Below are 14,994 nucleotides of genomic sequence, written 5' to 3' on the forward strand. Positions count from 1 at the left end.
CGGTTCATATGATATCGTGATAACAGAATATTGAAGTTAATCAATATTTCTTTTTAAACTTCTGGACCACTCAGAAAGTTTTAACTAAATGATATTTCTATCATATCTCTTGTGGAGGAGGTGAATCTATCCATGGCAAACAAAGCAGAATTAATCGAAAAAGTTGCTTCAGCTACTGATTTAACTAAAAAAGATGCAACTGCAGCAGTAGATGCTGTATTTTCAACTATTCAAGATGCTTTAGCTAACGGCGAAAAAGTTCAATTAATCGGTTTTGGTAACTTTGAAGTTCGCGAACGCGCAGCTCGCAAAGGTCGCAACCCACAAACTGGTGAAGAAATCGAAATTCCAGCTAGCAAAGTACCTGCATTCAAACCAGGTAAAGCATTAAAAGACGCTGTTAAATAAGACAGTTGAAAAAGCGCTTGTGGCTCTAGGGCTACAAGTGCTTTTCTTTTTATTTCCTAGCAGAAAAGGAATAAATAAGAGACAGAGATTTCGAATCCGTATGTCATACATAGAAAACACATGTATTTTATTTAATTTTTATTTATTTCCAAGTTATGAGGTGAGCTTTGCTCTTATCTTTTCTAGAATTTGCTTACTAATGGTAAAATAAAAATAAGAAGAGGAGGGATGCGTATGGAACTTGATTATCAAGTAGAAGATGCGTTGACGAAAGTGTTTTACGGAGAAACGCTAGTCAGCCAGCTAAGAGAACTTTCCATTGATCAGCCAATCTTATTTTTAACGAATCAGCGCTATTATGATTTGTTTGCAGATAAGATCAACCCGTTATTTGCAAATCAAGCAAACAATGACTGGTATATTTGTGCCAACACTCAATGCAATCATTTAACAGAATTAAAGAACCTGCTTGATTTCGTCAAACGCTATCCCGAAAATCAATCCATGTTTATCATCGGATTTGGAAATGAAGGGATCATGGATCTGGCAGGTTTTTTTCAAAAACATACAACCCTTGATTCATCACTATGGATGATCCCTGTATCGATCCGTTCTCTAAGCCGAGCATTAACACCGCAGCGGACGATTTTGCAGCTACCAAATCGTGTAGTGCTGCAAACCATCAATCTGCCAGAACGCATTGTTTATGATCAAACGATCAGCGAGCGGCAAGTGGACGGAAAGCAGATTGACTTTTTGACTTTTATCTGTTGCGGAATGATTTGTGATCATCGTTTTTTGCAAAATCTGTATAAAAACTATCCAAATAAAAAGCAATTAACGACTCGGCCGTTTGCCGGGATGATCGAAGAAATGATCTATTTTTATCAATTAGAGGCAGAAAACCTGTCAAATTATGGTAAACTGTTTGAACAAGCTTTTTATCTGACCGAAAATGGCCATCTACTTTCTGCTAGTATGAAAAAATTTTTAGGAATGATGTTTCATTTCGTGTGGAATCTCCAAGCATATCCTTTTGATTTCCAACTAAAAAACTTTTTTGTGTGGCTGGACTTGCTTGGCTATCCAATCCACTGGCTGGAACAGATTTCAAAGATGGAGTATTTGGAAAAAGTTCTTTTTTTGGCAGAAAAAAGCAAAAAAATACTTGTTTTAGAAAAAATAGGTATAATAGACGGATACCAACGTCCAAACGAAAAAGAATTATTGAGAACAATGACGGTATTTCAACAAATCGTCAGTGAGATAAGAGGGAATTGAAATGAATACAAATAGCGAAAAAATGTTGCAAGCTTTATCAGATGAAGACTTGTCACAAGCACAAATCTTTTTAGAAAAAGCATTAAAAGAAGACCCAGCAGATATATTAGCTGAACTAGGCGAAGAATTGCTGGCTATTGGCTTTTTGATCGAAGCAAAACAGATTTTTGAACAACTGATCAACCAATACCCAGAAAATGACGGACTGAACATCCCGTTAGCAGAAATTGCAATCGAAGATAATGAGATCGACTTAGCTTTTGAATACCTGGAAAAAGTGGATAAGCAAAGTGATTACTATCCGCAAAGCTTATTGGCGATAGCTGATTTGTACCAAGTTATCGGAATCCCTGAAGTGAGTGAAGCAAAATTGAAAGAAGCAGCTGGGTTGCTTCCTGATGAACCATTGATCCAGTTTGCGCTAGCTGAATTGTATTTTTCAGTTGATCGTTTCAAAGAGGCAGCAGTGGTTTATGAAACATTGTTGGCAAGCGGGATAAATGAAATTTCAGGAATCTCGATGCAGGAACGTTTAGGACAATCCTTAAGTATGCAAGGAGAATTCGAAGCAGCTATCGCACCTTTAGAAGAAGCACTGAAAGAAGAAAGGACAGATGATCGACTGTTCCAGCTAGCTTTTACGAATCTTCAATTGAAAGAAAATCAGCAGGCAATCAACTATCTGGAAGAACTTCGAGAAGTTAATCCGCATTATCAATCGTTATATCTATATCTAGGACAAGCTCTTCAAGAAGAAGAAATGATTGAAGAAGCACAAACAGTGTTAGAAGAAGGAATCAAAGAAAATCCTTACCAAGTCGAACTTTATCACCTGGCCTCGGAAAATGCTTTCCGTCTGCATGATAGACAGCGAGCAGAAGAACTTTTACTGAAAGCTTTAGAAGTAGGAGACAAACAAGATGAAACATTACTTACTTTAAGCAATCTTTACTTGGATGATGAAAGATATGAAGATGTGATACAAGTGATCAATCAGATGGAAGAAACTGCTAATCCTTATGCAGAATGGAACCTAGCCCATGCTTATAATGAATTAGAAGACTTTACCGTTGCAGCTGTACACTATGAACAGGCTTATCATGAACTATCACATGAACCAGATTTCTTGAAAGAGTATGCCTTTTTCTTAAGAGAAGAAGGGCAGCTGAAAAGAGCGCAAGAATTATTGACTTATTATTTAACACTTGAACCAGGAGATATGGAGGCACTGTCATTATTAGATGACCTAACAGAGAGGTGAGAAAAATGCTAATTGATGTACGGGAAAAGAAGAATTTTTTAACGTGGATGGTCAATCATGTATCTTTTAGCCGAAGAGAAGTTTTTTGGATCTTGAATTATCTTGCCAATCATGAAGCGATTTTAAGCAATGTCCACTTTGTTGAAGGGGCGAATTTTGCGGATCGAGGACTGCAGATCAGTGATCTATCTGTTGAAGGGGAACCCATGAAATTGTTTTTGCAGGGAAAAGAATTTACGGACACAGACCAGATTTTTCATGAAATCCGTTTGAATTGGAAAAAGCCTTTATATGTGGAATGTATATTCGAAAATGCTTGGCAGACAAGAGAATATCTATCTATCTTAGAAGACAATCCATTTTCTTCTTGGGATTCTTCAGTCAGTGAAGAAGATACTGAATTAATTGAACGATATTTTCAAGAAAAAGAAGAAGAGGCAAAACTAAAAATGCTTTATGCTCAAATCGATCAAGCACTAGAAGATGGAGATAGGGATGCTTTTTTGAAATTATCTGATGAAGTTAACCGAAAGATCCTTTTGCAGACACAAAAGAAAAGTAACCGGGTAAGTGAACATAAAAATTAGTTAAAAATAGTATAGTACTAAAAAAGACAAAGGTCAGCTGGATGTGGAATCTTTCCTCATAGCCTATCTTTGTCTTTTTTCTTATAGTTTTTTCAGTAATCTTGTCTGTGGCTTCAAATAAGTAAAGCCTTGCCCTTCCACTTCATGCACATTGATGATTGAAAGGAAAGCTTTTTCGTCAATCTCGTGGACGATCCTCTTAGCTTCAGTTAATTCACTAGAGCTAACGACCATATAGATGATTTTTTTTGAATTACCAGAGAATGCGCCTTCTCCAGAAAGAAAAGTCACACCTCTTTGCAGACCGGTCATCAGTAGTGGTGCAATCTCTTCGCTTTTGTTGGAGACGACAAGTAGACCTTTTGCAGAATATCCGCCATCTAAGATCGAATCAATCACACGACTGAAAACATACGAAACAATCAACGTATACATCATACGTTTCAAGTCGATATAGGTTAATGAAGCAAGTAAGACGATGATATCAAATGCCAATAGGGAACGCCCCATAGTGATGCCGTAATTTTGTTCTAAAATCCGAGCAATAATATCGCTGCCACCTGTTGTTCCACCCATGCGGTAGACGATCCCGCTTCCTACACCTGCAACTAAACCCGCAAGTAGAGAAACGATCAGTAGATCATGCTGTAAATTGATTTCTAGTGGAACCCTTTGCCAGATCCATAAAAAGAATGACAAAGAAAGTGTACCTAGAACTGTATAGGCCAAGGAACGTTTACCGAGGATCTTTCCTCCTAGTAAAATCAATGGGATGTTGATTAATAAAGTCGTATAAGCTGGATCAATTCCGAATAAAGCTCTTAAGATCAAGGTGATCCCTGAGACGCCCCCTTCTGCTAAATGATTAGCGATGTTCAAGTAAACAAGACCAAATGCATAAATACTTGTTCCTATAATGATAAAAAGAACTTCTTTTACTGTTTTTCGTTTGACCATATGAATTCCAGCTTTCAATTATGTATTTTCACAGAATTTCCATTTAGAAATTCCTTCCTAAATGTAGCATGGAAATTCGATTTTCTCAATTGCTCTTATCTAGGATTTGCGTTAAAGTTTTGGTAAGATAGTTTTGGAGGGAAAAAGATGGATAAAAAGCGTTCTTTATACAGTATGCAGCAGGAAGTGGATGAATATATCCAGCAATTCAAGGTGGGGTATTTCTCTCCATTAGCTCAGATGGCTCGATTAACTGAAGAAGTAGGTGAATTGGCAAGAGAAGTCAACCACACTTATGGAGAAAAAAGCAAAAAGGCTTCTGAACCAGTTAACTCGGTAGCAGAAGAACTTGGTGATGTTTTATTCGTTACGATGATCATGGCTAATTCATTGAATATCGACTTAACTGAAGTTTTTGAAAAAAACATGGAAAAATTCAATCAAAGAGACCATAATCGCTTTGAGCGTAAGGACGAGTAAGTCCTGGCCTTGAAGACTCTGAAACGGACTTGTCAAACAGTCACCATGCAACTGAGTCTTTATCTCAGTACAAGAAACACGCAGGAAAGGTTGGAAAAATGAAATTAAAACAATTACCTCTGGAATACCAAAAGGCAATTCCAGTTCTGAAAAAATTAGAGAATGCAGGATATGAAGCTTATTTTGTAGGTGGAAGTGTTCGTGATATCTTGCTGAACCAGCCAATCCATGATGTGGATATCGCAACAAGCGCATTTCCAGAAGAAATCAAACAGCTTTTTCCAAAAACGATAGATATTGGGATCGAACATGGAACTGTGTTGGTATTAGAAAATGATGAACAATATGAGATCACCACATTTCGGACGGAATCAACTTATCAGGACTACCGCAGACCAGATCATGTCGAATTCGTTCGTTCGTTGGCAGAAGATTTGAAAAGAAGAGATTTTACGATCAATGCGTTTGCTTTGAAAGAAGATGGAGAAATCATCGATTTGTTCGATGGTCTGCAAGATCTAGAAGAACAGATCTTGCGAGCTGTAGGCAATCCTCATGAGCGGTTCCATGAAGATGCCTTACGAATGATGCGCGGGTTGCGTTTTGTCAGTCAACTAGGGTTCAAATTAGAGGAAGAAACCTTCTACGCCATCAAAGAAAACCACGAGCTATTAGGTAAAATATCTGTAGAACGTATAAATGTGGAATTCATCAAGATGCTCTTGGGAAATGAACGGGCCGCGGGAATCCATGCATTTATTGAAACAGAGTGCTACATTTGCTGTCCCGGTTTGAAAGAAGAAGGCGAAGCACTTTTACGTTTTGCTGAATTACCATCCGTCCCATTGAAAGAAGAGAGCCAAGTATGGACATTATTGATCAGCCAACTGGGTCTAAAAGAAAATGAGATTCGTTCCTTTTTGAAATCGTGGAAGTGTTCTAACCAAATGATTAAAGACGTTCAAGCACTTGTCCAAGGACTACGACAACGAGAAACTGGAGCTTTGGAACCATTCGAATTGTACTTCTTAGGCAAAAAACATGCACTGCAAGTAGAAGAATTGATGATCTATTTTGACGAAACACCTCAGATGGATGCCGTAGGAGAATCCTATGATCGTTTACCTATCAAGTCATTAAGCGAATTAGCAGTAGATGGTAAAATCTTGCTAGAAGAAACTGGAAAAAAACCTGGTAAGTGGGTTAGTGAAGCTTTGCAATTAGCTGAAAAAGCCGTCGTAGAACAAAGAATAAAAAATGATAAAAAACAGGTTTTGGATTTTTTATCGAAAGAAAAATTGATTTAAAAAACACTAGACTGTATCTGCTCAGCTTTGTTGGCTACTTAAAGTGGGCAGATACGTCATTAGAAGAAAAAACATAAGATGTGACCACTTACATAAATTTGTGCTAAACTGAGGTAGTACAAGAATAAATTACATCATAAAGGAGTCTTTTTAATGAGTAAAGAAATGACAGCGCTAAAATTTTATTTTAGAAATGGAGAAACCTGGACGATCAACCGCCGTCATATCGGCGATCTTTGGATCAAACAAATCACAACAAGTTTTGGACGAATCAATGGCAGTGAATTTGTTGAAATCCATCCGTGTGCTGGATTTAAAATCGAAATCTTCCATGAAGGGGACGCAGTTGCGACACATGATATCAACCTAGGCGGACTGGAAATGGGCATGTTTAATCGCGCATTGAAATACGAAGATATCGAGCGAATGGAAATCCTTTACCGAAATGGCACACCTGATCTTGTGTACTTCCCATATCTAGATAAAGGAACAGAAGGATTAGACAATCAATATCAATCAACAAAAATCAGCGAAAAAACAGGTAACTTGTATATCGTGATCAATCCAGATCAACGTGTAGAAGATGTATACGGGGAATTTTTCGAATAAATCGATTTTTACGCAAAAATGAGGCTGTGAAAGAGATGTGTCTTATTACTACTGATAGGCTGTCTCTTCCACACCGTTTATTCAGAATAAGGGACTGTGACAAGATTTTTGTCGCAGCCCCATTTTTTTGTTGTGATAAAAGAACAAGAAAGGCAGGAATGGAAAAGTAAACATCCTTTTGTCAGAAACTTTTATCTTTCTTAAGTTTTACTTGATATCTGATACTATTTGGAATAGAATGAGGCGTTGAAAAATTTATGGAAATTTCTAACTAGCAATAAACGATGAAACAATGAAATATTTTTCATCCAAAAAGAACTTTGCTATAATGATGGAAGTTTGTGTATAGGAGATCTGGAAAATGAGAGAGAGTTTTGAACAACAAAAAAAACTGTTGCATGATCGCTATGGCGCCCTTTCGATGGATGACCGTCGTCAAATACTTTGTAAGTTGCGTAAAAGAAATATATTGATGTATCGTCAGTTGGAACGTCTGAAACATGATCTGCTTCGTTTGGAGTCAAAACGTGTACAGTGTGAATTAGAGGGTAACCAAACACAGGTTGAAGTAGTCGAAACCAAAATTTTAAAGAAAAAAGAACAATTTTTAAAAATGCTTACACAAAATAAAAAATAAAGGGGATGGACGATGGAATTTGCTGAGTTAGTTATTGTATTTGCAGTAACGATCACCTTATCGAACATAGCTAGCCGCATTTTGCCAATGATTCCAGCTCCACTGATCCAAATTTTCCTTGGAGTGGTATTAGGTCTGACAGAGTGGGGACAATCAATCGATTTTGAACCTGAATTGTTCTTAGTTATGATTATTGCACCATTGTTATTTAGAGAAGGAGAAAAAGCAGATATTTCTTCGATTCTCAAAAATTTCGGGACAATTTTGTTCTTGGCATTTGGAGGAGTCATTTTGACCCTTGTCGGGGTAGGTGCGACGTTATCATTCCTGTTGCCAAGTGTCCCACTTGCTGCCTGCTTTGCTTTTGGAGCAGCGTTAGGTCCGACAGATGCGGTAGCAGTCAGTTCTCTTTCTGGACGAGTGAATATCCCTAAAAAGGCGATGCATATTTTGGAAGGAGAAGGTCTTTTGAATGATGCATCTGGTGTTACTGCCTTCCAGTTTGCTCTTGGTGCGCTGATCACCGGATCTTTTTCAGCAGTAAACGCGGGGATGAGTCTAGTAGTTTCTAGTATTGGGGGAGCTTTGATCGGCTTTTTGCTTGTCTGGTTCAAACAAAAAATAATTCATTTGATCGAAAAAGCATCAGCACAAGATGTCACAGGGTATCTGCTGATCGAACTTTTGCTTCCTTTTCTAGCCTATGTATTGGCAGAGGCATTTGATGTATCTGGAATCATTGCTGCAGTGGCAGCAGGTATTCTCCAAGCTTCTGGTTTTAGGAAAATCTCTGTGTTTGATGCAGAATTGTCGAGCTTGTCCCACAGTACATGGACAACTATTGCTTTTACACTGAATGCATTAGTATTTATATTTTTAGGAATCGAATTGACGCAAGTGTTCTCGCCAGTATGGGGAGACGGTTTATATCCAAACGGTCTTTTATTAGCGATTATCGTATTAATCTCTGTCATGCTTTTTGTGATCAGATTCATTTCTATCAGTCTTTTTTATGTATTCAAAGATGGCAGTAAAAAGTTCAAAAAACAGTTGAACGAGATCTTGATCTTAACATTTGGCGGTGTAAAGGGAACAGTCAGTTTGGCTACGATTTTTATTTTGCCATTTTCAATCAATAATATGATGTTTTACCAGCGGTCTTTGCTTTTGTTTCTGACGGCGGGTGTCATCTTAGTGACTTTGGTCATAGGGATCATTGTCTTGCCTATGCTGACGGAAACAGAGGAAGCGAAAAGCACGGATTTGAATGCTTTGATGATTTTAGAAGAGGTCGTTGAAGTTTTGCGAAAAGAAATAAAGGAAATTGATCGTAATACAAAAGAATTTTTAGCCACTGAAGCAGTGATAGAAAATTATCAAGAACGGATACGTGATCTTTACTTGGAAGATTTAACCGATGATGAAAAGCAAGAAGTACAAGAAATACAAGCACTGATTTTGTCGATCGAACGGGATGGATTGGATGAAAGTTATCGTTCGGGCAAGCTTTCTTCTAATGGTTATCGTTTTTACTCCCGTTTTCTTTCTCGATTCGAACATTCTATCACAAGCCAGATTTTGTCTTTTATCGGCTTTTGGTTCATTGTTGTCCGTAGGTTAATGCGAATCGTTCTCCATCCGAAAATGTTTTGGCAAAGAAGATATGCTGATCGTCAGACATTTATTAGTGATGAAGATATCCAAGAAATCAGAGAGACATATCAAAAAAATACTCAGTTGATTATTGAAAGTTTAGATAACTTGACTGATATTTATGATGAAACGATGGTTCAATTTTTTATCCAGCAACGCAAACTTGAAGGAATAAAAATGAACTCGGGGAATTTGATTTCTTCGTGGATGATCCAGCAAGATAGTCTGTTTACGAAAAAAATGCTAAGAGGTTATTATCTTGAAAGAAAAATCATTGATGAATACGAAGTTGCTGAGAAAATCACGACGTTTTCTGCGAACAGCTATCGCAGGAATATCAATTTGTTAGAATCTTATACGATGAACAAACCATCTGATAACTTTTCTTTCCGATTTGCGTTTCGAGCAAAGTCAAAAAAACGAGTCCAATAAAATAAAAAGGTAAAAATTTTCAAGTTTTATAAAAAACAAAACATATCAGAACAGGATCGAATCGGTCCTGTTCTTTTTTTGAGAACACAAAAAGAACAAATACCAAAAAAATTTTTCTGAAGTTCACTATTTTTATGATACAATATCCAAGATAAGGAGGGAACATGTTGAAAGAATTAAAAGTAACTGACCTCAAAAAAACTTATGGTGAAAAAGATTTGTTTGACCAGATTTCTTTTTTGGTCCACGAAAAAGACCGTATCGGGTTGATTGGGACGAACGGGACGGGTAAAACAAGTCTCTTAAATATTATTGCCGGTATCGATAGCGGCGACGGTGATCGGCAAACAGTGTTTTATCCAACTGATTACCGTATTGGTTATCTTTCTCAAGCAGCTGAATTTTCCGATGAATTAACTGTTCTCCAAGCAGTCTTTCAAGGAAACAGCCCCTTGATCCAAACTGTTCGAGCATATGAGGAAGCATTGATCGAACTAGGGGAAAACGGAGAAGACCCTGATGTGCAAAAACGTTATGCTAAAGCAGAAGAACAAATGAATAAAGAAGATGCTTGGACTACAGATACCAACGCAAAGATTATTTTGCAAAAATTAGGAATCAGTGAATTAGATAAAAAAATCAGTACTTTATCAGGTGGTCAGAAAAAACGAGTTAGTCTGGCGCAAGTGTTGATTGATGAACCCGATTTACTATTACTAGACGAACCAACAAACCATTTAGATTATGAAGCGATCGAGTGGTTGGAAAACTATTTGAAACAATACCGTGGCGCACTATTGATGGTTACCCACGATCGTTATTTTCTAGATAGAGTAGCAAACCGAATCTTCGAACTTTCATTTGGAAAATTATACGAGTATAAAGGAAATTATGAAGCTTACGTCTTAGAAAAAGCAGAACGTGATCGTGTAGAAGTAGAACAAGAAGAAAAGCGCAAGCGGCTTTATAAACAAGAATTAGCTTGGATGAGGGCTGGCGTACAGGCACGTGGCACCAAGCAGCAAGCACGGATCAACCGTTTCGAAGATCTAAAGGAGAACTTGTACCAAGTAAACCAAGAAGATGATTTAGAGCTGAACCTAGCGACACAACGTTTAGGGAAAAAAGTACTGGAAATCAAAGATGGCAGTTACCGTATAAATGACCAAACACTGCTAGAACATTTAGATTTACTGATTCAATCTCGGGAAAGACTAGGTATTACTGGTAAAAATGGTGCGGGAAAATCGACATTGCTTAATATTCTAGCTGGCAGAATTCCCCTGGATAGCGGTACAATGTCTATCGGTGAAACGGTTCATCTTGCGTATTATACACAAGAAAATGAAGAAATGGCACCAGATAAACGGATGATTGCTTACTTACAAGAAGCTGCTGAAAAAGCAAAAACAGCAGATGGCAGTCAAATCGGAGTAGCAGAATTACTTGAACGATTTTTATTTCCAAGATTTATGCATGGGACACTGATAGGCAAACTTTCAGGCGGAGAAAAACGCCGGTTATTTTTGTTGAAACTGCTGATCCAGCAACCTAATGTTTTATTATTGGATGAACCGACCAATGATTTGGACATAGCAACATTGACGATTTTGGAAGATTATTTTAGAAGTTTTCCAGGTGCTGTGATCACTGTTTCCCATGACCGTTATTTCTTGGACAAGGTAGCAGATAAGTTATTAGTATTCCAAGGAAACGGAAAACAAGAACTTTATTACGGAAACATGTCCAGTTATTTACTGAAGCAAAAAGAGACCCAGCAGCCTGCTGAAAAAGCGAAACCAAAAATACAGAGCAAGGAACCTGCTGAAAAGAAGAAATTATCTTACATGGAACAAAAAGAATGGGAAACGATTGAAGATGAGATTGCAGAACTTGAAGAAAAAATCTCATTGCTCCAAGAAGAGATGAATCATCAAGGAGATAATTTCACTCGATTACAAGAATTGCAAAACGACGTATCTGAAACAGAAGCACAACTTGAAGAAAAAATGGCACGGTGGGAATACTTGAGTGAATGGGTAGAAGATTAGGAGGAAAAAGGATGGAACAAGCGTATCTTGACTTAGGAAGAAAATTGTTGGAAGAAGGGCATCGTAAAGAAGACAGAACAGGCACAGGCACATTAAGCTTATTCGGATACCAAATGCGGTTTGATCTGCAAAAAGGGTTTCCTTTGTTAACAACGAAACGAGTACCTTTTGGATTGATCAAAAGCGAATTGCTTTGGTTTTTAAAAGGAGATACGAATATCCGCTATCTATTACAAAATAAAAACCATATTTGGGATGAATGGGCATTTGAACGCTACATCAAAAGTCCAGACTATAATGGACCAGATATGACTGATTTTGGCCATAGATGTTTGACAGATCCTGAATTCAATGAAGAATATAAAAAGCAGAGCAAGCTTTTTTGCGAGAAGATCCTAACCGATGATTCCTTTGCTGAAACATACGGCGATCTTGGACACATCTACGGCTATCAATGGCGTCACTGGGAAACAAAAGACGGTGGCTTTATCGATCAAATCAAAGAAGTAATCGAAGCAATCAAAAAGACTCCTGATTCTAGAAGATTGATCGTTTCTGCATGGAATCCGGAAGATGTTCCTAGCATGGCTTTGCCTCCTTGTCATACGATGTTTCAATTTTATGTTCAAGAGGGACGGCTAAGCTGCCAATTGTATCAACGCAGTGGGGATGTGTTTCTAGGCGTTCCGTTCAACATTGCAAGTTATGCGTTGCTGACTCACCTAATTGCACATGAAACAGGTTTAGCGGTTGGCGAATTTGTTCACACATTAGGAGATGCTCATCTTTATATCAATCATATCGAACAAATGAAAGAACAATTGAGCCGAGAAATACGCGCATTTCCGACTTTAGTTTTGAATCAGGAAAAGCAGTCAGTATTTGATTTTGAGATGGAAGATATCCAATTAGAAGGATATGACCCACATCCGGCGATCAAAGCTCCTATCGCTGTTTAGAATCAGAAAGGATGAGAAAATGTTAGCTGCAATTTGGGCACAGGATGAAAACGGATTGATTGGAAAAAAAGACCGTCTTCCTTGGCGTTTGCCAAATGATCTGAAATTCTTCAAACAAATGACAGAAGCAAATACACTAGTGATGGGACGAAAAACATTCGAAGGGATGGGTAGCCGTCCGTTGCCGAATCGTCAGACGATTGTTTTGACGAGAGATTCTTCCTATAAAGCAGAAGGCGTGCATGTCATGCATAGTGTGGAAGACGTGCTTGCTCTGGAAAAAGAAACAGACGGTATCTTTTTCATCGCTGGAGGGTCAGCTGTTTATCAAGAATTTCTGCCATTTTGTACGATATTATACCGTACAGTCATCCATCATGTATTCGATGGAGATGCTTATTTTCCACCTGTTGACTGGTCTGATTGGTCACTGATCAATACTAGTCAAGGAGAAATGGATGAAAAAAATCGTTATCCGCATCAATTTGAAACGTATCAGCGTAATGAGAATCCTGTAAAAAGCGGGACAGGCGAATTGACGATATAAAAAAGCTATGGATAGACTAGCTGTTATTTAGAGCTGTCCCATCCATAGCTTTATTTTTTTTATTAAGTAAAGAATAAAACAGAGAAGTACATAAAACCTGCACCTAACATAACAAACAAATGCCAAACAACATGCATATAGCGGATAGAATTCAAGCTATAAAAGAATGCGCCTATCGTGTAAGAAAGCCCGCCTGCTACCATCAAAATAACACCAGTCATTCCAAGAGAGTGATAAAGAGGAACAGCAGCCACGACACAGAGCCACCCCATAAAAATATAGATGATCGTAGATACTTTTGATACTCTCTCCCGTTTATGCAACGTCAACGCTTTATATATAATGCCAAGAATCGCAAACAACCAGATTAATACAAATAAAGTCCAACCTAGCCATCCTCGGATACTCAGCAAACAAAAAGGAGTATAACTTCCTGCAATCAAAAGAAAAATCGAACTATGATCGAATACTTGGAACACCTTTTTTGCTTTTGTAAAAATCAATGAATGAAACAAAGTAGACGTTAAAAATAAAAGAATCATCATCGATCCATAGATAGCATAAGAGACAATATGGAGGGAGGAATGCAAGTGGGCACCTTTTACTAAAAGAACCACTAGTCCCGCGATACTCAATCCAGTCCCAATTCCATGGGTGACTGCATTAAACACTTCATTTAATATTTCATACGTTCGATTAAATTTCGTTTTTTCCATGAAAACGGCTCCTTTACTAGGTGTAATTAATGAAAAATCATTATTTGTCTGTTATACTAAAAATAGAAATTGTCTTACATGTAGTTTAACATGAATAAGGCATCTTGTTAAAGAAAGAGAGAGAGAAAATAATGACAAATGTAAAAATCGTAACAGATTCTTCATGTACGATGGAAAAAAATGTACGCGATGCTTTAGGCATTCGTGTCATGCCGCTATCCATCATGATCGACGGAACAGTATATCCCGATGATGACCAACTAGACGGCGAAAGATTTATGGAAATGATGGCGAAAGCAAAAAATCTGCCCAAAACAAGCCAACCACCAATTGGAGAATTCATCTCGATGTATGATGAGCTAGGAGAAGACGGCAGTGAAGTGATTTCGATCCATATGACAAAAGGCTTGAGTGGAACAGTAGAAGCAGCAAGACAAGCCAGTAATCTAACAAAAACGAAAGTAACGGTTATCGACAGTGATACCACTGACCAAGGATTATCTTTTCAGGTAATTCGAGCAGCTGAATTAGCAAAAGAAGGTAAAACAGTAGAGGAAATCCTTGAAGAAGTCAAAAAAGTACAAGACAATACAAAATTATACATCGGAATATCCACACTAGATAACTTGGTAAAAGGTGGAAGAATCAGCCGAACAACTGGTTTGCTGTCTAGTGTTTTGAACATACGCGTGGTGATGAATTTCGCCCATTCTGAATTAATCCCTGTAACTAAGGGGCGAGGAAAGAAAACGTTCGATAAATGGTTTAATAATTTGAAAAATGAACTGAAAGAATTGCCAAATGTGCGACAAATCGGTATTTCACATGCGGATGCAAAAGAATTGGCGCAAGAATTCAAAGAGGGTTTGCAAGAATTATTCCCGGACATGCATATCCCTGTACTGCATACGAATCCGGTTATCGCTACGCATACTGGTAAAGACGCGTTTGCAATCATGTATTATGTAGATTAGTCGAAAAGAGGATAAGCCCTCAGCCTGAAAGGCTTGCAGCTTATTCTCTTTTTCTTTATAAAATTAGGAAAATAATTGTTTTCTTTTTTCATAAAGACTACCTTTTTGATAAAATTTTTGATAACATTAGAACCA

The 14,994-nt window shown here is 37.7% G+C and carries 15 protein-coding genes; 13 read left to right on the forward strand and 2 right to left on the reverse strand.

Going from position 1 to position 14,994, the window contains the following annotated elements; all coding sequences use genetic code 11:
• Positions 1-132: 132 nt before the first annotated feature.
• The 4 genes from IGL15_RS05755 (at position 133) to IGL15_RS05770 (ending at position 3,537) form a co-directional block, all read left to right on the forward strand.
• A complete protein-coding gene (locus tag IGL15_RS05755) occupies positions 133-408 on the forward strand; it encodes an HU family DNA-binding protein (RefSeq protein WP_002290178.1) in 276 nt (91 codons plus the stop codon).
• 234 nt (positions 409-642) lie between these two features.
• Positions 643-1,689: a hypothetical protein gene (locus IGL15_RS05760; protein ID WP_002298135.1), complete on the forward strand. Its 1,047-nt coding sequence runs from the start codon at positions 643-645 to the stop codon at positions 1,687-1,689.
• 1 nt (position 1,690) lies between these two features.
• Positions 1,691-2,950: a tetratricopeptide repeat protein gene (locus IGL15_RS05765; RefSeq protein WP_002298134.1), complete on the forward strand. Its 1,260-nt coding sequence runs from the start codon at positions 1,691-1,693 to the stop codon at positions 2,948-2,950.
• 5 nt (positions 2,951-2,955) lie between these two features.
• Positions 2,956-3,537 (forward strand): ReoY family proteolytic degradation factor, encoded by a 582-nt coding sequence (locus IGL15_RS05770; RefSeq protein WP_104765460.1) that lies wholly within the window; start codon positions 2,956-2,958, stop codon positions 3,535-3,537.
• Positions 3,538-3,618: 81 nt separating this feature from the next.
• Here IGL15_RS05770 and IGL15_RS05775 read toward each other — a convergent pair whose 3' ends face one another.
• The gene (locus IGL15_RS05775) at positions 3,619-4,494 is read right to left on the reverse strand and encodes a YitT family protein (RefSeq protein ID WP_002294412.1); all 876 of its coding nucleotides are present in this window, start codon (positions 4,492-4,494) and stop codon (positions 3,619-3,621) included.
• 147 nt (positions 4,495-4,641) lie between these two features.
• Between IGL15_RS05775 and IGL15_RS05780 the strand changes: the two genes are divergently transcribed.
• The 8 genes from IGL15_RS05780 to IGL15_RS05815 all read left to right on the forward strand — a co-directional run bounded on the left by IGL15_RS05780 (position 4,642) and on the right by IGL15_RS05815 (position 13,169).
• A complete protein-coding gene (locus tag IGL15_RS05780) occupies positions 4,642-4,974 on the forward strand; it encodes a nucleotide pyrophosphohydrolase (RefSeq protein WP_002290045.1) in 333 nt (110 codons plus the stop codon).
• 98 nt (positions 4,975-5,072) lie between these two features.
• Positions 5,073-6,281 (forward strand): CCA tRNA nucleotidyltransferase, encoded by a 1,209-nt coding sequence (locus IGL15_RS05785; protein ID WP_002324657.1) that lies wholly within the window; start codon positions 5,073-5,075, stop codon positions 6,279-6,281.
• Positions 6,282-6,434: 153 nt separating this feature from the next.
• Positions 6,435-6,890 carry a hypothetical protein gene (locus IGL15_RS05790; protein ID WP_002290187.1) on the forward strand — a complete coding sequence of 152 codons (456 nt, stop codon included), beginning with the start codon at positions 6,435-6,437 and terminating at the stop codon, positions 6,888-6,890.
• Between the two features lie 361 nt (positions 6,891-7,251).
• On the forward strand, positions 7,252-7,527 hold the full coding sequence (locus tag IGL15_RS05795; RefSeq protein WP_002290188.1) for a hypothetical protein: 276 nt from the start codon (positions 7,252-7,254) through the stop codon (positions 7,525-7,527).
• A gap of 12 nt (positions 7,528-7,539) precedes the next feature.
• Complete coding sequence (locus tag IGL15_RS05800) at positions 7,540-9,612, forward strand: cation:proton antiporter (protein ID WP_002324658.1); 2,073 nt, start codon at positions 7,540-7,542, stop codon at positions 9,610-9,612.
• Positions 9,613-9,779: 167 nt separating this feature from the next.
• On the forward strand, positions 9,780-11,663 hold the full coding sequence (locus IGL15_RS05805) for an ABC-F family ATP-binding cassette domain-containing protein (protein WP_284598186.1): 1,884 nt from the start codon (positions 9,780-9,782) through the stop codon (positions 11,661-11,663).
• A gap of 11 nt (positions 11,664-11,674) precedes the next feature.
• Entirely contained in the window at positions 11,675-12,622 is a 948-nt protein-coding gene (locus tag IGL15_RS05810) for a thymidylate synthase (RefSeq protein ID WP_002298126.1), read from the forward strand.
• A gap of 19 nt (positions 12,623-12,641) precedes the next feature.
• The gene (locus tag IGL15_RS05815; RefSeq protein WP_104765462.1) at positions 12,642-13,169 is read left to right on the forward strand and encodes a dihydrofolate reductase; all 528 of its coding nucleotides are present in this window, start codon (positions 12,642-12,644) and stop codon (positions 13,167-13,169) included.
• Between the two features lie 62 nt (positions 13,170-13,231).
• Here the strand turns inward: IGL15_RS05815 and trhA are convergent, their stop codons facing one another.
• The gene (trhA, locus tag IGL15_RS05820) at positions 13,232-13,885 is read right to left on the reverse strand and encodes a PAQR family membrane homeostasis protein TrhA (RefSeq protein ID WP_002288393.1); all 654 of its coding nucleotides are present in this window, start codon (positions 13,883-13,885) and stop codon (positions 13,232-13,234) included.
• A 131-nt stretch (positions 13,886-14,016) separates the two neighbouring features.
• Here trhA and IGL15_RS05825 point away from each other — a divergent pair, with 131 nt between their 5' ends.
• The gene (locus tag IGL15_RS05825) at positions 14,017-14,859 is read left to right on the forward strand and encodes a DegV family protein (RefSeq protein ID WP_002298122.1); all 843 of its coding nucleotides are present in this window, start codon (positions 14,017-14,019) and stop codon (positions 14,857-14,859) included.
• The last annotated feature ends 135 nt before the right edge of the window (positions 14,860-14,994 follow it).

Source organism: Enterococcus sp. DIV0436a (genome assembly GCF_051711605.1).
Classification (GTDB): Bacteria; Bacillota; Bacilli; order Lactobacillales; family Enterococcaceae; genus Enterococcus_B; species Enterococcus_B faecium.